General features: G+C 60.0%; 19 protein-coding genes. 18 read left to right on the top strand and 1 reads right to left on the bottom strand.

The features are described from left to right. The first annotated feature begins 31 nt into the window (after nt 1-31). The 18 genes from eccCa to ADB08_RS00435 all read left to right on the top strand — a co-directional run bounded on the left by eccCa (nt 32) and on the right by ADB08_RS00435 (nt 21,066). Complete coding sequence (gene eccCa, locus ADB08_RS00520) at nt 32-3,859, top strand: type VII secretion protein EccCa (protein WP_152682198.1); 3,828 nt, start codon at nt 32-34, stop codon at nt 3,857-3,859. Then, entirely contained in the window at nt 3,859-5,247 is a 1,389-nt protein-coding gene (locus ADB08_RS00515; protein ID WP_049169985.1) for a type VII secretion-associated protein, read from the top strand. Before eccCa ends, ADB08_RS00515 begins: the two co-directional genes overlap by 1 nt. 202 nt (nt 5,248-5,449) lie before the next feature. After that, on the top strand, nt 5,450-5,776 hold the full coding sequence (locus tag ADB08_RS00510) for a WXG100 family type VII secretion target (protein WP_005510029.1): 327 nt from the start codon (nt 5,450-5,452) through the stop codon (nt 5,774-5,776). Between the two features lie 73 nt (nt 5,777-5,849). Next, nucleotides 5,850-6,137, top strand: a complete 288-nt coding sequence (locus ADB08_RS00505; protein ID WP_049169983.1) for a WXG100 family type VII secretion target — start codon at nt 5,850-5,852, stop codon at nt 6,135-6,137. A gap of 320 nt (nt 6,138-6,457) precedes the next feature. After that, on the top strand, nt 6,458-6,901 hold the full coding sequence (rplM, locus tag ADB08_RS00500; RefSeq protein ID WP_049170060.1) for a 50S ribosomal protein L13: 444 nt from the start codon (nt 6,458-6,460) through the stop codon (nt 6,899-6,901). Beyond that, complete coding sequence (rpsI, locus tag ADB08_RS00495; RefSeq protein ID WP_016422091.1) at nt 6,898-7,458, top strand: 30S ribosomal protein S9; 561 nt, start codon at nt 6,898-6,900, stop codon at nt 7,456-7,458. The genes rplM and rpsI overlap by 4 nt, the downstream gene beginning before the upstream one ends. A gap of 220 nt (nt 7,459-7,678) precedes the next feature. Further along, nucleotides 7,679-9,601 carry an acyltransferase family protein gene (locus ADB08_RS00490; RefSeq protein ID WP_049169981.1) on the top strand — a complete coding sequence of 641 codons (1,923 nt, stop codon included), beginning with the start codon at nt 7,679-7,681 and terminating at the stop codon, nt 9,599-9,601. 43 nt (nt 9,602-9,644) lie between these two features. Further along, nucleotides 9,645-11,333, top strand: a complete 1,689-nt coding sequence (locus ADB08_RS00485) for a VanW family protein (RefSeq protein ID WP_049170058.1) — start codon at nt 9,645-9,647, stop codon at nt 11,331-11,333. Nucleotides 11,334-11,435: 102 nt separating this feature from the next. Further along, entirely contained in the window at nt 11,436-12,779 is a 1,344-nt protein-coding gene (gene glmM / locus ADB08_RS00480; RefSeq protein ID WP_016422094.1) for a phosphoglucosamine mutase, read from the top strand. A 16-nt stretch (nt 12,780-12,795) separates the two neighbouring features. Then, nucleotides 12,796-13,452, top strand: coding sequence for an isopentenyl-diphosphate Delta-isomerase (idi, locus tag ADB08_RS00475; protein WP_016422095.1), 657 nt, complete (start codon nt 12,796-12,798; stop codon nt 13,450-13,452). A gap of 4 nt (nt 13,453-13,456) precedes the next feature. Further along, complete coding sequence (gene mvk, locus ADB08_RS00470) at nt 13,457-14,482, top strand: mevalonate kinase (RefSeq protein WP_101687816.1); 1,026 nt, start codon at nt 13,457-13,459, stop codon at nt 14,480-14,482. Then, complete coding sequence (gene mvaD / locus ADB08_RS00465; protein WP_049169978.1) at nt 14,479-15,456, top strand: diphosphomevalonate decarboxylase; 978 nt, start codon at nt 14,479-14,481, stop codon at nt 15,454-15,456. The genes mvk and mvaD overlap by 4 nt, the downstream gene beginning before the upstream one ends. Nucleotides 15,457-15,468: 12 nt before the next feature. Then, nucleotides 15,469-16,554: a phosphomevalonate kinase gene (locus ADB08_RS00460; protein ID WP_049169975.1), complete on the top strand. Its 1,086-nt coding sequence runs from the start codon at nt 15,469-15,471 to the stop codon at nt 16,552-16,554. Nucleotides 16,555-16,647: 93 nt separating this feature from the next. Beyond that, entirely contained in the window at nt 16,648-17,703 is a 1,056-nt protein-coding gene (locus tag ADB08_RS00455) for a hydroxymethylglutaryl-CoA reductase (NADPH) (RefSeq protein ID WP_016422099.1), read from the top strand. 184 nt (nt 17,704-17,887) lie between these two features. Continuing rightward, on the top strand, nt 17,888-19,078 hold the full coding sequence (locus ADB08_RS00450; protein ID WP_048731506.1) for a hydroxymethylglutaryl-CoA synthase: 1,191 nt from the start codon (nt 17,888-17,890) through the stop codon (nt 19,076-19,078). Between the two features lie 100 nt (nt 19,079-19,178). Further along, nucleotides 19,179-19,514 (top strand): hypothetical protein, encoded by a 336-nt coding sequence (locus ADB08_RS00445; RefSeq protein WP_049169972.1) that lies wholly within the window; start codon nt 19,179-19,181, stop codon nt 19,512-19,514. Then, complete coding sequence (locus tag ADB08_RS00440) at nt 19,514-20,785, top strand: hypothetical protein (RefSeq protein ID WP_049169971.1); 1,272 nt, start codon at nt 19,514-19,516, stop codon at nt 20,783-20,785. The genes ADB08_RS00445 and ADB08_RS00440 overlap by 1 nt, the downstream gene beginning before the upstream one ends. Beyond that, nucleotides 20,785-21,066 (top strand): hypothetical protein, encoded by a 282-nt coding sequence (locus ADB08_RS00435; protein WP_049169969.1) that lies wholly within the window; start codon nt 20,785-20,787, stop codon nt 21,064-21,066. Before ADB08_RS00440 ends, ADB08_RS00435 begins: the two co-directional genes overlap by 1 nt. A 15-nt stretch (nt 21,067-21,081) precedes the next feature. Here the strand turns inward: ADB08_RS00435 and ADB08_RS00430 are convergent, their stop codons facing one another. Next, the gene (locus tag ADB08_RS00430) at nt 21,082-21,933 is read right to left on the bottom strand and encodes a dienelactone hydrolase family protein (RefSeq protein ID WP_049169967.1); all 852 of its coding nucleotides are present in this window, start codon (nt 21,931-21,933) and stop codon (nt 21,082-21,084) included. Nucleotides 21,934-21,963 lie beyond the last annotated feature (30 nt).

Genomic DNA, 21,963 nt, shown 5'->3' with positions numbered 1-21,963 from the left:
ACAAGGGGCGACACATAGCGGGGGGATTTTTGTGACTAGTGCACAGGCGGAGATTTCGGCTACCCGAAAAGCGGGGCTGCAGCCTATGACAGGCACAATCGCGCCGGATGCGCCACCGGAAGCGCCGGAACCACAGTCGGTGCCGCTGATGCGTGCACTCATGCCGTTAATCATGGTCGTGGCAGTGGTTGGCATGGTGGTGTTGATGTTTGTCTCTGGGATGGGACGTAACCCGATGTCGTTTATGTTTCCGCTGATGATGGTGTTTTCCACTGTGGGCATGATGGTGTCGGGCGGGGCGGGAAATAAGGACATGGCACCGGTGCGGAAGGACTATCAGAGGCATTTGTCCAGTATTCGCCGCGCGGTGGCGAAAGCAGCGAGGATGCAGCGTGAATCGGCGCAGTTTATCCACCCTCGGCCTGGAACTCTGTGGCAGCTGGGGGCGATGGGGAGGGCGTGCGAACGCCGAAAGGGGGACCCGGATTTCTTGCAGCTGCGCATCGGGGTGGCAACGCAGCAGCCCGCAACGCCCGTAACACCACCGGCAATTCCGGCGCCGGAGAAACTGGATCCGGTTTCCGCCGTAGCACTGCGGGAAGTTATTCGATCGGCTCGTCAGGTTGAGGGCGTGCCCTTTGCCATAGATGTGTCAGCCTTTGAGATCATCGCGCTCACTGGAGATACCGCGGCGCAGGGGCTGGCTCGAGCAATGGTCGCCCAAGCTGCTGCGCTGCATCATCCGGAGGATTGCCTGATTGCAGTTGTGGGAGATGAGTGGGAATGGCTGAAATGGACGCCACACCACGGACACCCCGCAGTTACTGATGCCTGTGGCCCAGCGCGGTTGCGGGCGGCGACGTGTGCGCAGCTGACTGAGCTGCTCACGGCTATCGACATACTGCCAGCTGCAGTGCTGATTGTGCTGGCGGATTCGAACGGACAGCACGATGTCACTGAACTGACACCGATTTTTGACGCGGCGGGGTCGGAGACCTCGGTAGTTTTGCTGACCGTCGTGGAAGCGCAGTCAACGTTGTGGGAGGCAGCGGTTCACCATGGCATCGCGCTGGTTGTTTCCGCTACTGCTGTGCATGCGGAAACTGCGTCCGGACGGGAGGAGATTGGCGTACCTGATCAGCTGAGTCCAGCAGAAGCGGAGGTGCTTGGGCGGAGCTTGGCGCGTTTTGAAGTGCCAACAAGCGCAGATGATTCTGTTAAGACCTCGGAAGACCCGGTCATGGAGGAGCTCGGGCTGTACCCGCCTCCGACAACTCTGCGCTACCGACCGCGCTACGGCAGTGCTCGTCTGCGCATTCCTGTTGGAGCTGATGACGGTGGTGCTCCGGTCTATCTGGATTTTAAGGAGAGTGCTGAGGGCGGCATGGGGCCACACGGTCTGTGCGTTGGTGCCACAGGGTCGGGTAAGTCGGAATTCCTCCGAACGACCGTGGTAGGGCTCGCAGCTACGCACAGCCCGGATCAGTTGAACTTTGTGCTGGTGGACTTCAAAGGCGGGGCGACGTTTCTGGGACTGGATCAATTGCCTCATGTCTCGGCGGTGATTACCAACTTGGAGCAGGAGCTTATCCTGGTCAACCGCATGGAAGACGCACTGCGCGGTGAGATGACGCGGCGCCAAGAGCAGCTGCGCGCTGCAGGGAATTTCGCCGGTGTCAGCGATTATGAGCAAGCCCGGCGCGCTGGGCAGATAGATGCGCCACCCATGCCCGCGTTGCTGATTGTGGTGGATGAGTTTTCAGAGCTGCTCTCCGCACGCCCGGAGTTTGCTGAGCTCTTCGTTGCGATTGGTCGGTTGGGGCGCAGTTTGCACATGCATTTGCTGCTGGCCAGTCAGCGTCTGGAGGAAGGCCGCTTGCGCGGGTTGGAAAGCCATCTTTCCTATCGTATTGGGTTGAAGACCTTTTCCGTCGCGGAGTCCCGCAGCGTGCTGGGCGTTCCGGACGCCTATCATCTGCCGGCCATCCCGGGCATTGGATATATCAAATCTGCTGCCGCCGAGCCGGTGCGGTTTCGGTCGGCGTATGTTTCCGGCCCGGTGGTCCGTCCGCAGCCTATTGACGGTGCGACGGCTGGGGCAGAGCAGGGGCTGCAGGGCCAGGCCGTAGCTGTCGCTGAATTTACCGCTGAAAATTGGACGCGGGAGGCTTTCGGTGCGTCGTCAAGCGATGGTGGAATGGCCGATCCGCCTGCGCAGACATCGGAGCAGACGGTGCTCGGTGCCGTGGTGGCAGCGGTGTCGCACGTATCGACACGTGCGCATCGGGTGTGGCTGCCACCATTGCCGGAGGCCATCGAGCTTCAGCCCGACGAGCAGCTGCCGCGACAGCGATTGACCGGTGTGATTGGGCTGGTGGACAAGCCGCTGTTTCAGCGTCAGGACCCACTGCGTATTGACCTGCGCACGACCGGTGGGCACGTGGCAATCGTCGGAGCGCCGCGGTCAGGAAAGACCACTGCCGCACGCACAGCGATCCTCGCGCTAGCCGACGGTATCAGCGCTCGTGACCTGCATTTTTATATCGTCGATTGTGGTGCGGGCGGCCTGAGCGACCTGGCTGAGTTGCCGCATGTCGCGTCGGTTGCACACCGCGGAGACGAGGAGCTTATTCGCCGTACGATTGGTTTCTTGCGTCGTGAGGTAAGTCGTCGGGAACAGCTCTTTCGCACTAATGGATGGCTCTCTCCGGAAGCAGCACGGGCGGCGGGTCAGCCGGATTCGGTGTTGGTCATTGACGGCTGGGGTGCGTTCAAAACGGAGTTTCCGGCGCTGAGTGACGATGTGCAGGCGCTGGTTGCAGATGGATTGGCGGTGGGAATTCATGTCCTGCTCACGGCCTATCGCTGGACGGACATGAGACCTGCCGTTCGCGACCTGATTGGTACTCGGATTGAGCTGCGGCAGGCGGAGTCGATGGATTCAATGATTGACCGCAAGGCAGCGGAGCTGGTGCCGGAGAGCCCAGGACGCGGAGTCGCGCCGGGCGGGTTTGCGATGCTGGTAGCTCTCACCGGCGCTGCAGACACTAAGCGGATTGCAGAGACAGCGCCGCACGGTGAGCAGGCACCAAAGCTCCAGTTGTTGCCACGGCGGATTGATATTGCGCGTTTGCCGCGACCAGCGGCCGCTGCGAGAGGTGCGATTGCAGTGGGGCTCGAAGAAGCCGGTCTGGGCGCGGTGATATTCCACCCAGATAAGGATCGTCACCTACTGATATTCGGTTCGGCAGGCAGTGGCAGAACCGCCGCGTTGAGGGGCATCGTTCACCAGTTGCGGTACTCGCAGTCGGACTCGAAATTCGTCGTAATTGACTACCGCCGTGGGCTAATGGAGGCCGTGCCCCAAGAGCGGCTGGCCGGCTATGCGGGCTCGGCTGCGGTGGCGACACCCATGCTGGCAGAGCTGGCAGAGGTACTGAAGGCCCGTCTCCCGCAACCGGATATCACCCCAGCGCAGTTGAAGGCCCGAAATTGGTGGAGTGGTCCAACCATCAATGTCATCGTGGACGACTATGACCTCGTGGCCGGCTCGCGGGGTAACCCCTTGCAGCCGCTGGCAGAAGTCATCGCTCACGCCGCCGACATTGGGCTCAATATCTTTTTTGCCCGTCGAATCAGCGGGGCGTTGCGATCCCTCCACGACCCGGTCATGGGTGCGGTTAAGGACCAGGGTGCCAGCGTCTTTGTTATGGACGGCACACGCGACGACGGCCCCATCCTCGGCGTAAAGCCTTGCGAGCAGCCGCCGGGCCGTGGCTATTGGGTGGCGCACGGCCAGAGTCCGCAGATTGTGCAGTTGGGTTGGTTGGATACCGCTGGTGACCAGGAGGACAGTTGATGATTCGGGTCGAATCTTCTTCCACCACCCAGACCCCGACGCTGCGCCACGGCACCTGGCACCTGTGGGGACTCGCGGCACCTGCAGACACCGCAGAACTGGCGGTGCATGGCCCTAGACCGCTTCTCGAGAGCATGCAAACAGTCATTGTGCCCAGCTATTGGGGTGCTGTGCGACAGTGCCGGTTGGCCTCCGCGCTATTGGCTACCGAACTCAATCCGTACATCCTGACGCTTGCCGACGCCGTTGTGGAACTCGATGAGGCAACTGTGTCTCATAGCGTGTTGGTGGAAGTAGAGGAAACGCGTGTCTGTGTCACTCGTCTGAGCGGGGGCCACATTGCCAGTCGGATGACACATTTGGTCGGAGCGAACGACAGCGCACCATTGGTGGAAACAGTCATTGCGCTGGCTTATCAGCTGACCATGTATCCGGATGCGCCCCAGGGGATACCCGATGATGTGGAAGTTAGTGGTGGGCGCGGTATCACTGAGTATCCGCCCCGCTGGCAGGAGGATATTGAGTTCATCGTCGGCGAAGTTCCACCCGGGCTAGCGAACCCGCGGCGAGCTCTACTAGTCGATCGTCTGCGCGACCGTGGATTTTTAGTCTTCGACTGCCCAGCATCGCGGCTCGGGGAGTGCGTAAATCCGGCCTGGTTGAAAAACATCGGCGACGCTGAAGCCGGTGAAGTGGAGCCGTCGGAGGATTTCGCGGGGCGGCGTCCTGCAGCCAGGGCAGAAGTCAGCTCAGCGTCGAATCAAAGCACAGTTGTGTCAGTAGCTGCCGTTGGTTTGTTGACGGTGGTGGTTCTGATTGTTGGGATTGCTGCATGGCTCATTAGTGGCGGCATAGTTAGGGAGAACGAAGGGAGACAGAAGCAGCGTGAGACATCGCACGCACAGGCTCCTCCTGTAACTACGCCTCCTGTAACGACGCCTCCATCCACATCGAAACCAGTTCCCGATTCTGCTCCAATAGTCAAACTGACCAATGCGGGCGTGGAAGCTCGGTTTCCCGGCGGGTGGGAGCTTGACTCGGCAAGTCCGTTAGACCGTCTGATTGCGGTGGATGGCGGAGATATGCGCGTCTTGGTGCTCGCTAGCCCGCTTTCGCAGGACATGGCGCTTGAACATCTAGCCGCCGCTTTGAGCAGCTCCGTTGCCGGGGATGAGACAAAGTCCGCGCCGGAACGCAGACAAGTACTGGGCACCGATGTCGTAGTCGTAGAGGAGCGGCTGCCGTCAGGTAATTCGATAGTGCTCTGGCATCACAAAGTGATGGACGGAACTCAAGTCAGTGTGGGGTGCCAGTTCAGAGGAAGGACTATTGCGCCGGTACGGCCCGTATGCGACCAGGCAGTAGTAAGCGCTCGGCCGGTGCCGTAACACGCAAGGGGCGTAGAGAAAGTGACTGGGGGATGGGCGGGGGTAGGCAGGGGTAAAGGTTGGAAAACCAAAATGGAACCGAATCGGGGTTTTTCGCGCCAAACAATATGACGGGTTTTTAACGCGGGAAGCTGGCTGGCTCGCGCGGGGAGGTAAAAATGCCGTCGTTAATCAGTCACTCAACACGAATAAGGGGGAAACAGTGGCAAACCTATTTGCAGCCGAATCAGATCAAATGACCACTACCGCGGGGGACGTCGATGGCGTCAACTCGGAAGTACAGGGCGAGCTGGGTCGCATTCGAGGCGTCGTGGACGGTCTGGCGGGGGAATGGAAGGGCCAGGCTAAAGACAGCTTCGATGATCTGATGCTTCGTTGGGATGACGCAGCTATGCGTCTATCCAATGCGCTGACGGATATCGCGGATAACATCCGCGCAAATTCCAGCAGCTTCGATGCGGGCGAGGACGAGGGGGCGTCGTCGTTCAAGCAGGTGGCAGCAGCGGGTGCGTCGTTGCTGAACCTCTAAACGTTTTATCGAATCGCACAACCACAACACTGAATCACACAACACACATCACCTTTTGGGGAAAGGGTTCTTAATGCAACCAATTAGGTACAGTTTTGGCGGCATCGACGGTGCTGCCGATGACATTCGGTCCACTTCTGGCACCATCAACGGGCTGCTCGGAGATTTGAAGAAGCGCATCGCGCCGATGGTCTCTACGTGGGAGGGTGACTCTTCGGATTCTTACCAGGAGGCTCAGCGTGAATGGGACACAGCAGCGGAGGAGCTCAATATGATTCTCACGACTATCGCGGATACGGTCAGCGCAGGTAGCCAGCGAATGGTGGATATTAACCGCCGCGCGGCAGCTAGCTGGGGATAGCTTGGTTCCTGCTTGAGGCACTTTTGATTGAGCTATGTAACCGGGGGAGGGGAGGACATTGCTCAATTGAGATCTTCAGTTAGGTATCTGCCTTTGAAGTATTCTTGCTAGCAGCACTCCAGGGGGGGGGAAAGGCCAGTCTCAGCAGTTTGCGGCTGAGACTGGCTTTGGCATTTTTTGTTCTAGTGCCATCTCAAGGTAGAGTAGTCAAACTGTGTGCGCACACGTGAATGTTGCCTCGGGTCTCCACCGGCCGCCGGGGAATAACAACAGTGTGCACGGTGGCTGGCAAATCTACACGGACCCTAAAAGGAGTCATGTTGTCTACTTTCCATCCGAAGGACGGTGACATCGAGCGCAAGTGGTACGTCATCGACGCTACCGACGTTGTTCTCGGCCGTCTGGCTACTCACGCCGCAGACTTGCTGCGCGGTAAGGGCAAGGCTTACTTCGCCCCTAACGTCGACTGCGGTGACCACGTCATCATCATCAACGCCGATAAGGTACACGTCTCCTCGAACAAGCGGGAACGTGAGATGCGCTACCGCCACTCGGGCTTCCCGGGCGGCCTGAAGTCGATGACCCTGGGTCGTTCCCTCGAGGTTCACCCGGAGCGTGTTATCGCTGAGGCTATTGAGGGCATGATGCCGCACAACAAGCTTTCGAGTGCGTCCATCAAGAAGCTGCACGTCTTCGCCGGTTCCGAGCACCCGTTCGCCGGTCAGAAGCCTGAAAACTACGAGATCAAGGCGGTGGCACAGTGACCAACCCACAGGACGTCAATGAGAACCAGAACGTAGAGGCCACCGAGGCTTCCTACGATGATGTTCAGGCTGCCGCTGCTGCTGCCACTGAAGAGTTCACCTCTTCCATCGGCGACGCAGTTGCTACCGAGACCGAGGCTGAGGCTGCTCCGGCTGCACCGCTGACCCTGGATCGCCCGATTCAGACTGTCGGTCGTCGTAAGCGCGCTGTCGCCCGCGTCGTTCTGACCGCTGGTTCCGGCAAGATTGTCTGCAACGGCCGCGAGCTCGAGGATTACTTCCCGAACAAGCTGCACCAGCAGGAGATCAAGGATCCGCTGGTCCTGGTCGAGCGCGAGAGCCAGTTCGACATCAAGGCCAACATCAACGGTGGTGGCCCGTCCGGTCAGGCCGGTGCTCTGCGCCTGGCTATCGCTCGTGCCCTGAACGAGTTCAACCCGGAGGAGCGCAGCGTTCTCAAGAAGGCTGGCTTCCTCACCCGCGACGCTCGTGCTGTCGAGCGCAAGAAGGCTGGTCTGCACAAGGCCCGTCGCGCACCGCAGTACTCCAAGCGTTAAGCTTTACTGCTTCGAAAAGCACCTCAGTTTGCGTATTACACGCAAGCCGAGGTGCTTTTTTGGGTTAAAGTCCGCCGTTACCAGGCATGGCTGCATTTTTGAGACAAGCCCCGTACGTTAGACTTTTATCCGTTAAAAACTGCCACGAGAATCGTTTATCGCGGTGCGATTGCAGTGCGATGAAAGTGCGATTGCAGTGCGATGGGAAGAAGGAAACCGTATGGCGGTGAGCACCACAGCCACCAAGACCTCCGACGCGAAGAGCTCCTCTAGCTCGTCGTCGGTGGCGAAGCATCCCTTCCGCATTCGACGCGTACCAGGCATTGATGGGCTGCGCGGTCTGGCTGTTGCCACAGTGGTGATCTACCACTACTTCGATAATGTGCTGCCCGGTGGCTACATCGGTGTGGATATCTTCTTCGTGCTCTCCGGATTTCTTATCACCTCGCTTCTGGTGCGCGAACGCGCGGTCACTGGGCGCATCGATCTAAAGGACTTCTGGCTTCGTCGGCTGCGCCGCATCGCCCCGGCTGCGATGTTCGTGTTGTTTATTTCCATCGCCGTCGCAGGTCTGGTCGGCGGGGATCCCGCTGTTGGCTTGTCGACGCAGTTTCTCGGCACGGTCTTTTTCGTCAATAACTGGACGCAGATTGCGGGCTCTCAGTCCTATTTCGCGGATTCCGGAGTGCAGCTGTTAGCGCACTACTGGTCACTGTCGGTGGAGGAGCAGTTCTACTTGCTCTGGCCATTGATCTTTGTGGCTCTTCTCGCCTTGAAGCTGGCATCTCGCAAGCTGGCAGCAGTGGCGGGCATTGGGGCGGTTGCCTCTTTCGTGTGGATGGTCTCGCTCTATGATCCGAAGGTCGACCCCACGCGGGTCTACTACGGCACCGATACTCACGCCTTTGGACTCCTGTTTGGCGCGGCCCTCGCATTGTGGTTGACATCGACGTCGTCACGCGCAGAGGCGGACTCCTGGCCACGCACAGAACCCCTGCTGCGGGACTTCTTTGGCAGTTCTGCCCAAGCTTTCGTAGTGGCCTCGCTGCCTCTGATCTTCCTTTCGTTGGTTCTGCTGATGATGTCGGATACTGCGTCGGCGACTTACCGCGGTGGGTTGGTGTTCGCCTCGTTGCTGTCGGTGGCGATTCTCTATCTTGTCGTTCGCGGTGTCTCACCCGTGCGTCAGATTTTTGAGTTCAAGCCACTGTGCTGGCTGGGAAAGATTTCCTTCTCGCTGTACCTGTGGCACTGGCCGGTCATCGTGCTCATCCGCGAACTGCTGGAGCGCAATGAGGCCATGCAGTATGAGAACCTCGCTGCCTTCGCAGGCATCGCGCTATCGCTGCTTTTGGCGAACTGGTCGTACAAGAATGTGGAATCGCCAATTCGCCGGATGGGTTACCGCCGTTGGATGTCGCAGTTTTCGGGCACGCAGTTTGCCGGTTCCTGGAAGCCGCGCGTTGCAGCAGGGCTGGCGCTGGTCGTCGTGGTTGGTGCAGTTGTGGGAATGGCCACGGCGCCGAAGATGACGCGTTTGGAGGCACAGCTACAGGAGGCAGCTGAGCGCCGTGCACAGGCACAAAAGGCGGAGGAAGCCGAGTTGGCCAAGCGCGTTATGCCGCGTGGTGACCAGATCACCGCTATCGGCGACTCTGTGATGCTCGCCTCGGCGTCCGCGTTGGAAGAGAAGCTGCCCGGTATCTATATCGATGCGGCTGTTTCTCGTGGTTATCCGGCTGCGCCAGAGATTATCGCCAGTATGAAGGCGGCGGGTACGCTCGATCCATTCGTCGTGCTGGGTCTTGGTATCAATCAGTCGGCTGCGGCATCGGACGAACACCTGTTGGATGAGATCCTCGATTCGCTGGGTGAAGACCGCATCATTGTCCTCATCAACCCGTACGGTGATCGTGTGTGGATGCCGCAGTCGGAGAGGGAAGTCCTCGACGCGGCAAAGAAGCGCGACAATGTCTATGTGTCTGACTGGTGTCATGGTGTGCGTGATGATTTGTCCAAGCTGCGCGCGGACCTTATCCACCCGACCCCGGATGGCGCCGAGGTCTATGCCAATGCCGTGGTCGATGCTTTCCAGCAGTATGCGAAGAACAAGAAACGCATTCCGGACACCTGCGGAATCTAATAAAAATCTAGTTAGTAGTGTTTCCACGGTAAAGTAAGTGGCTGTGGCCAAACAAAAGTCTTCCTCCAGTCACCGTGGATTAAAGATTTTCCTCGGCATCGTCCTCGGTATCTTCGCGCTCTTCGGTGTGTTTTACGCTGTCGATTACGTGCTGAACAAGGACCATGTCCCGCGCGGGTCTACCGTTGCGGGTATTGACATCAGCACGCTGAGCGCGAATCACGCTGAGGCGAAGCTCGAAGAGCAGCTCGGTGATCTTTCCACTCATCCAGTGGCGTTTCGTGCCGGCGAACGCACGGCGGAGGTTCTGCCCGAGGAGGCGGGGCTGAGCATCGACTGGGAGAAGACGGTCGCGCAGGCGGGTAAGCAGACGGCGAACCCAGTTACCTGGGTGCGCAGTTTCTTTACTACCCGTGAGCTGGATTTGGTCAGCGATATCGATAGCTCTAAGTTCGAGCCGCAGGTCGACCGTCTCGTCGGCGAACTGACTATTGCTCCCGTCGATGGTGAGGTCAAGCTTGTCGACGGCCGCGTGGAAACAACTCCACCGGTCATCGGCCAAGATGTCGACCGCAATGCGGTCAGCGGGGATTTGGCCGCCAAGTGGTTGTCGCCGGAGGGTATCGATGTAGAGACCACCGCGCACGACCCGGCTATCGGTGAGGATCAGGTCCGTGAGGCAGCTGAGGGAGAGGCCACCGATGCGGTGTCGGGCCCCATTGTTGCCAAGGGCCGTGATGGCAAAGATGGTGTAATTCCTCCGGAGCGCATGGCTGAAATCATCAGCTTTGTGCCGCGCGACGGTGGATTGGCCGCCGATATTAATGTCGACCGCGCACGCGAGATCCTCGAGGAGGGGCTGGCTGCTTCCGAGGTTGATAAGCGCAATGCGTCGATACGCTTCAGCGGTGGTTCGCGTGAAGTGGTCCCCTCGGTTGATGGCGTAGCCGTGAAGTGGGATGAAACTATGAAGGACTTCGCCGAGCGTGTGACTTCGACGGATAAGCGCGAGTTCGATGCGGTCTACGAGGACAAGCCCGCCACCTACACCACCGAACAAGCGGAAAGTGCCACCTTCGATGATGTCATTGGTGAGTTCACCACCGGTGGCTTCAGCTCGGCATCGGGAACAAACATTGCCCTGGTGTCGCAGATGGTCAACGGCGCATTCGTGGCGCCGGGCGATACATTCAGCCTGAACGGCTACACGGGTCCGCGCGGTACTGCGCAGGGTTTTGTCGAGTCGGGCATCATCCTCAACGGCCATGCGGATAAGGCTGTCGGCGGTGGCATTAGCCAGTTCGCTACCACTTTGTACAATGCTTCGTACTTTGCGGGCATGGAGGATGTCGCGCACACTCCGCACAGTTACTACATTTCGCGTTACCCGGCCGGCCGTGAGGCGACGGTGTACGAGGGCGCAATCGACCTAGCGTTTAAGAACAGTTCCGACACTCCGATTCTCATCGAGGCCGTTACTACTGGCTCCGACGTCACTGTGCGCATCAAGGGTGTGAAGAAGGTCAACGTTGAGTCCATCAATGGTGGACGTTGGGCATACACGCAACCACAGCGTATGCAGGTCAGTGGCAGCTCTTGCCAGCCGTCGTCGGGTGCGCAGGGCTTCACCACTTCCGATACACGCGTCATTCGGGACCTCTCGGGCGCGGAAATATCGCGTGAAACTCAGACTACGGTTTATGACCCGCAGCCAATTGTGTCCTGTGGCTAGTCTGGATTCGCCTGCGCGACCGGCTAAAGTAATACAGCATTGACAATGCAATAGTCCGCGATACCAAAACTCATAAAACCCCCAAGGAGTGGTCTAGCAACAATGGCACGTCTTTTCGGAACTGATGGCGTCCGCGGTTTGGCGAATAAGACTCTGACCGCACCGCTGGCAATGCGGCTGGGTGCTGCTGCGGCCACTGTGCTGACTAGCGGCACGAATCCGTCGGGGCGTCGTCCCCTGGCCATCGTTGGCCGCGATCCGCGTGTCTCCGGTGAGATGCTCGCCGCAGCGCTGTCTGCCGGCATGGCTTCCCAGGGCGTCGACGTTTTGCGTGTCGGCGTGCTGCCCACTCCGGCTGTCGCTTTCCTCACCGACGACTACGGTGCCGACATGGGTGTGATGATTTCGGCTTCTCACAACCCCATGCCGGACAACGGCATCAAGTTCTTCGCCGCGGGCGGCACCAAGCTTGACGACGCGGTGGAGAAGGAAATCGAACACGCTCTCCACAACCTGCCGGAGACCGGCCCCACGGGCACCGGAGTGGGGCGTGTCATCGAGGAGGCCCCAGACGGGCTCGACCGCTACCTGTTCCACCTCTCCCGTGCGGTCAGCACCAAGCTCGACGGCATTCGTGTCGTGGTGGATTGTGCAAATGGTGCTGCTTCGCAGGCCGCCCCCATGGCGTACGCGGCCGCCGGTGCCGACGTCGTCGCTATTCATGACAAGCCGAACTCCTACAACATCAACGACAACTGCGGTTCCACCCACATTGAGGTTTTGCGCGCGGCAGTGCTGGAGCACGGTGCGGATCTGGGTCTGGCTCACGATGGCGATGCCGACCGCTGCCTGGCTGTGGACTCGCAGGGCAACATCGTCGATGGTGACCAAATCATGGCCATCCTGGCCGTCGCCATGAAGGAAGAGGGGCTACTGCACCACAACACGCTGGTGGCCACTGTGATGAGTAACCTCGGCCTCAAGCTGGCGATGGAGGAAAACGATATCGCCCTGCGTACCACCAAGGTCGGCGACCGCTATGTGCTGGCTGATTTGAACGCTGGCGGTTACTCGCTCGGCGGTGAGCAGTCGGGGCACGTGGTCATTCCGGATCATGCCACCACTGGTGACGGCACCCTCACGGGTCTGTACCTCATGGCGCGGATGGCACGCACCGGTAAGTCTCTGGCTGAGCTGGCCTCCGTAATGAAGGTGCTGCCGCAGACTCTTATCAACGTGCCGGTGTCCAACAAGGCCGCAATTCTGGAGTCTGATGAGGTCAAGGCCGCCATCGATGCAGCCGAGGAGAAGCTGGGTTCCACCGGTCGCGTGTTGTTGCGCCCGTCCGGCACCGAGGAACTCTTCCGCGTCATGGTGGAGGCCGCCGATGCGGAATCGGCCCGCAAGATTGCCGGGGAGTTAGCTGCGGTTGTGGCCGCAGTCTAGAGTCAGGAGTGTGGAAATGAATGATGCGCCAGAGGACATTAAAGCCCGCTTTGCCCCGGGTGAAGCCGACATCCAGGTAGAGGTAGTCGATCGTGACGGTCGGGTTCTCGGTACCGTCGGCAAGCTTGAAGCACACGTTCCACCGGGAATTTTGCACCGTGCTTTTTCTCTTTTCCTCTTCGATGAGCAGGGACGCATGCTGCTGCAGCGCCGTGCGGAGTCGAAGTATCACTCACCACTGTTACTGACGAATGCGACCTGCTCGCACCCACTGCCGGGGGAGCCGGTGGCCGATGCCGTTGAGCGTCGTGCGAAGGAAGAGCTCGGTGCGGATGTCTCCCAGTTGGAGGAAATCGGCATTGTTATCTACCAGGTCATCGATGATCGTTCGGGATTGGCAGAGCACGAGTACAACCACGTGTACGCCGGCATCGTCGATCCGAAGTCGGTGGATATCAACCCCGATGAGGTCGATGAAGTGGTGTACGTGACCCCGCAGGAGCTCGCAGAACGTCGTGCGAACGAACCGATGACGGAGTGGTTTAACCACGTCTGGGGTGTCGGGGCGGAGAAGTTCTCCAAGTACGGTTTCGACATTGCGGGTGTGCCGGGTATCCATGGCCCCGCAGAGGCGCAGGCTGCCGCACAGTCGGTTTCGGAAAAGGATGTGTAGCTTCGTGACCAGCGTAGAAAACGCCAGCGTCGACGACTTCGGCCTCGACAAGTCCGAGGAATTGGAGACCGGGGAGTTCTATGCCCTGGCCAATGAACAGGGTGCCGCATTCGGTGAAGGCCATGCCAAGTCGATTTTGTTGGGTGAGCACTCTGTCGTCTACGGCAAGCCGGCTATCGCACTGCCGGTGACGTCGCTGCGCACGATGGCGTGGATTGACCGCGTGGAGGATTCTCCCGTCCTGTTTTCCATGGACGGCGAGGTCATCGACATCGACGAGCTGCCGGAGCGCTTTGCCTCCATCGCCGCTGCACTCCGCGCTGGCCTGCGCACCTTCGGTATTCCCGAACGCGACCTGCTGGTTCGTCTCCGCTCCGGTATCCCACCCGCTGCAGGGCTGGGTGGTTCTGCCGCAGTGGCACATGCGCTTATCGACGCAGTGCGTGACCTCGCCGATGGCACTCTGACCGAGCGTCAGCGCTTTGACCTGGTGCAGGAAGCTGAGCGTCTGGCGCACGGTAACCCCTCTGGCCTGGATGCCACGGTTGCCCGTGCATCGCGTCCGGTCTACTTCAAGCAGGGTGAGTTCCATCCGCTGAAGGTGGCCAAGAAGATGTGGCTGGTGCTGGGGGATACCGGTGTGCGTGGTTCGACGTCGCTGGCCGTTGCCCGCGTGCGTGGTTTCGTCGATTCCCACCGAGTCCATGGCCAAGAGTTGCTGGACCACTTGGGGCAGCTGGCCGACGGCGCGGTGCACAACCTGGCCAAGGGTGATTTTGCCCGTCTGGGGCATCGAATGGACTCGGCGCAGGAAGCGCTAGAGGAACTAGGTGTTGGGCATGAGTCCATTACCGATCTCGTCACTGCCGCCCGACTGGCAGGTGCCCACGGGGCAAAGCTCACTGGTGCCGGTTGCGGTGGCTGTGTGATGGCGCTGGCAGAGTCCGCCGATCACGCGGAACTGATTAGCCATGCCATGATGGGCGCCAATGCCGTTGCTACTTGGACTGTGGAGGTAAATCCCTCGTGACCACGACCGCTACCGCCGTCGCTCATCCCAACATCGCCCTGATTAAATACTGGGGCAAGCGCGATGAGGCCGTGCAGCTACCGGCCACAGGTTCGCTGTCCCTTACTCTGGGCATCGCTCCGACGACGACCACGGTGTCGCTTATCGACGATCCCAGCGTCACCGCCGACTCGGGCACTCTGAACGGCCAGGAGATGGTGGGCAAGGACCTCTCCCGTGTCCAGAAGTTTTTGGATTTGGTCCGCGAGCGTGCGGGCAGCACTAGCTTCGCAGAGGTGACCAGCACCAACGAGATTCCGACGGGTGCGGGTCTGGCTTCGTCCGCGTCGGGTTTTGGCGCTCTCGCGCTGGCCGCGGCGAAGGCCTACGGCCTGGACTACACCCCGGAACAGCTCTCGGCTCTGGCCCGTCGCGGTTCGGGCTCGGCCTGTCGCTCTATTTTCGGCGGCCTCGTTGAGTGGCTGCCCGGCGATGACGATGCTTCCAGCCACGCAGTGGCTCTGCCGGATTCCGGCCTGGACCTCTCCCTGGTCGTGGCGGTTTTGGCCCCGGGGCGCAAGAAGATTGACAGCCGTGCCGCCATGCGTCGCACGGTCGAGACATCACCGTTCTTCCCGGCCTGGGTGGAGCAGGTGCCCCGCGATATCGAGGACATGAAGGCCGCCATCGCCGCTGCGGACTTCACGGCGGTCGGCGAGCTTGCCGAGGCCAATGCCATGCGCATGCACGCCACTATGCTGGGGGCTCTTCCTCCGGTGCGTTACTGGAATCCGGATTCGGTGGCGGCTCTCGATCTCGTCGCTACGTTGCGTGACGAGGGCACTGAGTGCTACGCCACCATGGATGCCGGCCCGAACGTGAAGGTGCTGTGCCGCACCGGCGATGCCGAGACCATCGCGGATCGTTTCCGCGCAGAGTTCGAGGATATTGACGTGCTGGTTTCCGGCTCCGGCCCCGGCGCTTACCTGGTGTAGCTGGGGGAGTAGTTGAGCAACGCTAAAGGCGGACCTATCGAAGGCGAGTCCATCGGCCGCGGCTGTGGCAAACTGTATCTCACCGGCGAATATGCGGTGATGGATGTCGAGGGACTGGCCGTCATCGCAGGAGTCAACCGCTATGTGACGGTTCGGTGCCACGGTGCCGACCCATCGCAGCCGGTCTCTCGCGTGTACTCCAGCTATTACGGCCCGCAGGGGCGCGTCATTGATATCGATGCACCAGATGACATCGCTACCCATACGATTTCCCTGGTCTATCGCATTGCTGCGGGCGAGCTGGAAAACACCCCAGAGCGCCCCATCAATATCGTCATTGAATCAGACCTCGATGACGCCGACAGCGGTGCGAAGTATGGCCTGGGGTCCTCCGGGGCTGTCGCTGTGGCTGTGACTCGTGCGCTGGGGACGCACCTAGGTCTGGAGCTGGATTCACTGGACGTGTACAAGATTGCGATGGTGGCCACGCTTCTGGCTGGTGCAGCTGGTTCCGGCGGCGATATCGCGTGCTCCGCGCATGGCGGGGTGGTGCTCTATCGCCGGCCGAATCCGACGGCGCTCGCAGAGCTCGCGGCGGCTGATCCTGTCGCTGCCGTGGCGGCACCGTGGCCGAATCTTCGCATTGACGCCCGCACCGACCTCGGTGGGCTACAACTGTTGGTCGGCTGGACGGGCAGTCCGGTGAAGACGGACTCGCAGTTGAAGAAGGCCGGTGGCGCAGACCGTGATTTTGTGCGCGGGGTCTCGTCGATAAGCGAAAGACTCTGGCAGGCGCTTGCCGACGGCGACCACACCGCGGCGTTTGCCTGCCTGCGTGAGAATCGGACGCTGCTGCAGGACTATGAGCGTGAGCGTGCTGTGTGCATCGAGACGGAGAAACTGAAAGCGCTCGCCGACATCGCCGATGGCGCGGGGTCTGCGGGCAAGAGCAGTGGCTCCGGTGGTGGTGACTGTGGAATCGCGCTGGTGGGAGTCTCAAAAGATGCCGATGCCGAGGAGACTGCCGCGGACATCACCGCGCGCTGGCAAGCCGCTGGCATCCAGCCGTTGCCGCTGAAGCTGGCCGCTCAACTTTGACCACAGTTTTTTGACCGTAGAATTTAAGACAGCTGAAATTTACAGAAGCTGGGAACCGAAGCTGCATGCAGCTAGAAAGGGTCGCTTAGGACAATGGCTGAAAAGAGCTCGCACGACCTGGAATATGCACACGTACCGCTGAGCTGGATTGGTCCGGTGCGCATTAGTGGCAACGTCATGAATGACGAGGTGAAGATTCCGCTGGCGACTTACGAGACCCCGCTGTGGCCGTCGTGTGGTCGCGGTGCGAAGGTCTCCCGCATGATCGAAGGTGGCATTACCTGCACTTTCGTCGGTGAGAAGATGACCCGATCGGTGATTTTCACTCTCGACTCGGCAGCTGATGCAGTCATTGCGCGCGACAACATCCTGTCTCGTTATGACGAGCTGAAGAAGGTCGTGGAGTCCTCCTCGCGTTTTGCCAAGCTGGTAGATATTCACTTCCAGATTGCATCGCGTCTTCTCTTTGTCCGCTTTGACTTCTTCTCCGGTGACGCCTCGGGCCACAACATGGCCACGCTGGCGTCTGAGCGTTTGATGTCCTACCTGATGGAGCAGATGCCAGAGTTGGGCTATGGCTCCATCTCGGGCAACTACTGCACCGATAAGAAGACCTCCGCCGTCAATGGCATTCTGGGCCGAGGTAAGTACGTGATCGCCGAGGCCGTCATTCCGGAGCCGGTTGTCCGCGAGCGTCTGCGCACTACCGCCAAGCGCCTGGCTGAGCTCAACGAACGCAAGAACCTCGTCGGCTCCATCATGGCGGGCTCACTGCGCAGCGGTAATGCGCACTACGCCAATATGTTGCTGGGCTTTTACCTCGCTACCGGTCAGGACGCTGCGAATATCGTCGAAGGCTCGCAGGGACTGACGCAGGTAGAGGCGCTTGACGACGGCTCCGTGCGCTTTAGCTGCACCCTGCCACATTTGATCGTCGGTTCCGTGGGCAACGGCAAGGGCTTGGACTTCGTGGAGAAGAATCTCACAGCGCTGGGCTGCAAGGAGGACCGTGAGCCGGGCGAGAATGCCCGTCGTCTAGCAGCGTGCTGCGCGGCAATCGTCTGGTGTGGTGAGCTTTCCCTGCTCGCGGCACAGACGAACCCGGGTGAGCTGATGGAGGCGCACGTTTCTATCGAGCGTGCGAAGTAGTGCTTTGCAACAATTCGCAAAACCTAAGACAAATCTCAGGTAAACGCGCTAGATTTCTGTAGTAGGCAATTAACATTTTGTGGGCAAAATATCCCGTGGTCTGATGACTGCTCTGATGGCATAGGGATGTTTCGTTGCCCGTTATTTCTTAAAAATCTGTAGAGGTAGTGAAGGCACGGTTTTGATGACAACAAGCAATGTGACCCCGATCGGTATTGATGACATCGCCTTTGCGACGGGTTCGTACTGCATTGACCTCGCCGATATTGCGCCCCGACTCGGAGCGGAACCGGCAAAGTACCACAAGGGCCTGGGGCAGGAACGCTCCAGCGTGGTTGCCTCTGATGAAGATCCGGTGACGATGGCCGCGACCGCGGTGAAGAAGATCGTCGACCGCCACGGTATCGACGGCGTGCGCACCATCATGTTCGCCACTGAGACCGGTATTGACCAGTCGAAGGCCGCTGCTGTCTATGTGCATGAGTTGGTCGGTCTTGACCCGCATGCGCGCTCTGTTGAGCTGAAGCAGGCTTGCTACTCCGGTACCGCGGCGCTGCAGTTCGCGTGCGCTCTGGTGGCCCGCAATCCGGAGGAGAAGGTCATCGTTGTCGCCTCCGACATTGCCCGCTATGACCTGGACTCCGCTGCGGAGCCGACCCAGGGCGCAGGTGCTGTAGCCATGCTGGTGACCGCTAATCCGCGCATCCTGGCTATCGATGCCGCTTCGGGCGTCTTCACCCGCGAAGTTATGGACTTCTGGCGTCCGAACCACCGCAGCCAGGCGTTGGTGGAGGGCAAGCTCTCTATTAGCGCTTACATTGACGCTGTTCAGGGTGCTTATGAGGACTACCGTGCCCGCGGCGGCGTGGACTTCAGCGAGATTGACTACTTCAGCTACCACCAGCCGTTTACCAAGATGGCCTACAAGGCGCACCGGCAGCTTTCGGCCAATAACGGTGTGGAGCTCACCGCAGAGGATGAGGCCCGCCAGCTCGGCCCAACCACTGAGTACAACCGCATCATCGGTAACTCCTACACCGCATCGGCCTACTTCGGCCTGCTCTCGCTGCTGGACACCGAGAAGGACCTGGCTGGTAAGAAGGTCGCTGTTGTCTCCTATGGTTCCGGCTCGGTTGCTGAGTTCCTCACCGGCAATGTGGTCGAGGGCTACGAGTCCCAGCTGCGCGCCGCAGATAATGCGCGTGAACTGGCTGAACGCGTGAAGCTCGATGATCCGACCTACTACCGCCACGCTCAGGTGACGCATGAAGATCCGGGTGAGTACTCCAACCTGGGAGACGACGCCCTGATTGGCACCGGCCCATTCAGCTTCACCGGTGTTGAGGGGTGTAAGCGCATCTACCGCGCTCGTTAGCCCCCGGGGGCACCCGCGCTAGTACTTAGACGGAACCGAATCCTCTTTTTTCGCGCCTAACAGTAATAAGAACTGTTTTTCGCGGGGAAGGGGATTTTTCGTGTCCGCACGTTTTACTGGAGGCAGTGGCGGAGGCTTGCTGCACTTTTCGGAAGATGCAGTGACAGCGGCTGCCCGAGAGATCGAGCAGCGCGGCCGTGAAGGCCATGAGCGGTGGGGAAGCGCTCCTGATATTTCCGCAGCAGATTGTGGCCAGGGTTTTGCCGCCCAGGGGCGCCGTCTGCAGCAGGCGGCAGCGAGGCTGCGTGAGCACGGGCAATCGATGTACGCGGGACTTGGCAATCATGCTCCGGCAGTGCGGGAACAGTGGCGTGTCTTTGCAGGCTGTGACAGCGCCGGGAGCGCCGACCTCGGTGGAATTGAGGTAGTGGACTGATGCCATGGGTTGCTCGAATTCTTCCGATATTGGTGCGTGTTATTGGCCGTGGAAGCCGTATTGGAGCCAAGCGCGGGGTTGGCGGCATCGGCAAGAATCTGCCCAAAGTCTTGGATAAGGTGCGACGCGCTGACGGCTGGAAGGGCAGCGCCCTGTCCAAGTTCTCTAACTCCGTGGGGTTGATAGCCTCCGCGATAACTATTGCTATGGCTTTCGATTGGGGCGGTTTGAAAGGCGATGCCGCCGACGCCGCCAAGGAGCGCTGCGATAAAGCTGCGCAGGACTGTGCGAATCAGGATGAGCAGTCCGCCAATGGCGCGCAGAGCGTCGGCGAGTGCGGCAAGAAAGTCGACGAGGTCCTTGAGGATTGCGAGAAGCAGGCCGAAGATATGGCTGAGCAAACCGACGGCATCCTCTCTCAGTGCGAAGCGCTTGTCGACGATCCGGAGGTCGGCGCCGAAGCCGCACAAGTGGCCCAGCAGGTGTGTAACAGTCTCGTCGACTCCACTGGTCAGCTCTACGATGCGCGTAATAGTTGCATCGAGCAGTGTCTTGAGCAGGCAGCGTGTGACACTGAGGCCGCGGTGGTCGCCACCCCGCCGCAGCCTCCTACTGTTCCAGCCAGTTCGGGTGCTACCTCGGCGGCCTGTGCAGAGGTGGCTGAGTCTGGGAGTGGCGAAGGAGCTACTGTAACCGGTGGCAACGGTGCTACCGCTGGTGGAATTGGGGTCGTTGCCAACGTTGATATTGGGATAGAGGCAGGCGTTGCTGCTGGAATATCCGTTGGAGGTGCCATTGGCGCTGCCGGGGCGGCCAGTATCGCTGGAATTGCGGGAGCTGTCGGGGTTGCAGGCAGTGTCGCGTCCTCACTGCTCAACTTAGACATGTGCACGGAGACGGAAGAGCCAGTGTGCGAACAGGCACCTGCGCCAGCGCCAGCACCAGCACCAGCTCCTGCGCCGGAGGACTGTGTGCCGGAACCCGAACCAGAACCCAAGCCCGAACCTGAACCCAAGCCCGAACCTGAACCCAAGCCCGAACCTGAAAATGTTCCTGAACCGCCTCCTCCAGCTGAGAAACTAAAGCACCTGGGAATCGAGCTGCCACAGGAGCCGCAGCCAGAACAACAAGCAGAAACACAGCCAGAACCAGCTCAGGACTCGGCAGCATCAGTGCAGGAATCTGCTTCAGCTGTGCCCGAGCCCCCTGAGCAGCCCAACGCCCAGGAGCTTGTGGGCGCGGTTAATTCGCCAACGGCAGGTGAGTGGTAATGGGGAGTAAGCATGCCGCGAAATATGACCGGATTGGGCAGGCCTATTACGACGCTGCTGCAATGACCAGGCAGGAGTTCGAAACGGAGATACAGAGGGCACAGAAAGAATTGCAGGGTTTGGAAGAGCGTCGTAAAGCACGCGAAATTAAGGAGAGGGAGGTGGCAGCGGGCGTCGAAAAGCAACAAAAAACCGCCCGACCGAAGGGAACCGTTACGCGGTTGTTCGGGCGGGCGGGGAAAGGGACGCCGACGGTGAAGTCGATTCGGGGCGTGTCCTGAAGCGTGGCCTAGTGACTACTTGCCGGGAATCAGCGAGTGCTCCGGGTTTTCCGGCAGCTCCTTGATGAGCCACTCCATATCGCGGTTAGTTGTGCCCTTGATAGTGGCGGTCGGGTCTGCGAAATCCGAGTACTTCTTGTCGTCACCGACCGTGGCCAGCAGGAAGCCTGTGAGTGCGGCGCGCGCGACCTCCTGGTACTTCACCTTGGAGGAAGAGAAGCCCGCTAGACGACGGAGAAGAGTTGTTTCCGAGAAGCTGCCCTGGTCAGCCTTGTCTACTTCGCGGTAAACGACATCGCCCTTCCACTGAACAGCCAGGCGAGCCGGGTTACCGCGATCGAGCCACTGATCCTCGCCAGGGGCCAGGACGAGGCCCGGGGCCGAGACATTAGTTGCAGCGGCGCTGGAGGAAGGCGCGGTAGTTGCGGGGAAGACGCAGCCAACGCCGGAGATGAGGTCGTGACCAGCAGCGGCGAGGACGGCTACACCCGCGCCCATGCCGTGGCCGGCAACGCCGAGTTTCTTCGGGTGGACGACGACCTTGCCCTCACCGAGGCGGACACCAGCGAGAATCTGGAGCGCTGTCTCCAAATCGTTGGCGAGACCACGGTGATCTGCCACGATGCCATTTTCGGTGTCCGGAGCAGCGACCGCGATGCCCCACGAAGCTAGGTGACGCAGCGTGGCGTGGTACTCCTCAATCGGTGTGCGCCAATCGTGTGCGAAGGCGATACCGGGGATGCCATTGCCCTCGGCAGGCGTGTAGACCTTTCCCGGCAGGCCAGTAAAAGCGAGATCACCGACCATGACGCGGTGCGGTCCACGCTTGGAAAGATTAGATGTCAGAGTCTTCAAGTTGTCAGCCACAGTGAATAGCTTAACTATAAGGTGCATACC

The organism is Corynebacterium sp. 239_CJEI, from assembly GCF_001055995.1.
Classification (GTDB): Bacteria; Actinomycetota; Actinomycetes; order Mycobacteriales; family Mycobacteriaceae; genus Corynebacterium; species Corynebacterium jeikeium_D.
This window is presented reverse-complemented; position numbering and strand designations above follow the sequence as displayed.

Coding starts and splice junctions, on each gene's coding strand:
- ADB08_RS00490 (WP_049169981.1), top strand. CDS start 7,679: ATGGCGGTGAGCACCACAGCCACCAAGACCTCCGACGCGAAGAGCTCC.
- idi (WP_016422095.1), top strand. CDS start 12,796: ATGAATGATGCGCCAGAGGACATTAAAGCCCGCTTTGCCCCGGGTGAA.
- ADB08_RS00450 (WP_048731506.1), top strand. CDS start 17,888: ATGACAACAAGCAATGTGACCCCGATCGGTATTGATGACATCGCCTTT.
- ADB08_RS00440 (WP_049169971.1), top strand. CDS start 19,514: ATGCCATGGGTTGCTCGAATTCTTCCGATATTGGTGCGTGTTATTGGC.
- ADB08_RS00455 (WP_016422099.1), top strand. CDS start 16,648: ATGGCTGAAAAGAGCTCGCACGACCTGGAATATGCACACGTACCGCTG.
- glmM (WP_016422094.1), top strand. CDS start 11,436: ATGGCACGTCTTTTCGGAACTGATGGCGTCCGCGGTTTGGCGAATAAG.
- ADB08_RS00515 (WP_049169985.1), top strand. CDS start 3,859: ATGATTCGGGTCGAATCTTCTTCCACCACCCAGACCCCGACGCTGCGC.
- ADB08_RS00435 (WP_049169969.1), top strand. CDS start 20,785: ATGGGGAGTAAGCATGCCGCGAAATATGACCGGATTGGGCAGGCCTAT.
- ADB08_RS00505 (WP_049169983.1), top strand. CDS start 5,850: ATGCAACCAATTAGGTACAGTTTTGGCGGCATCGACGGTGCTGCCGAT.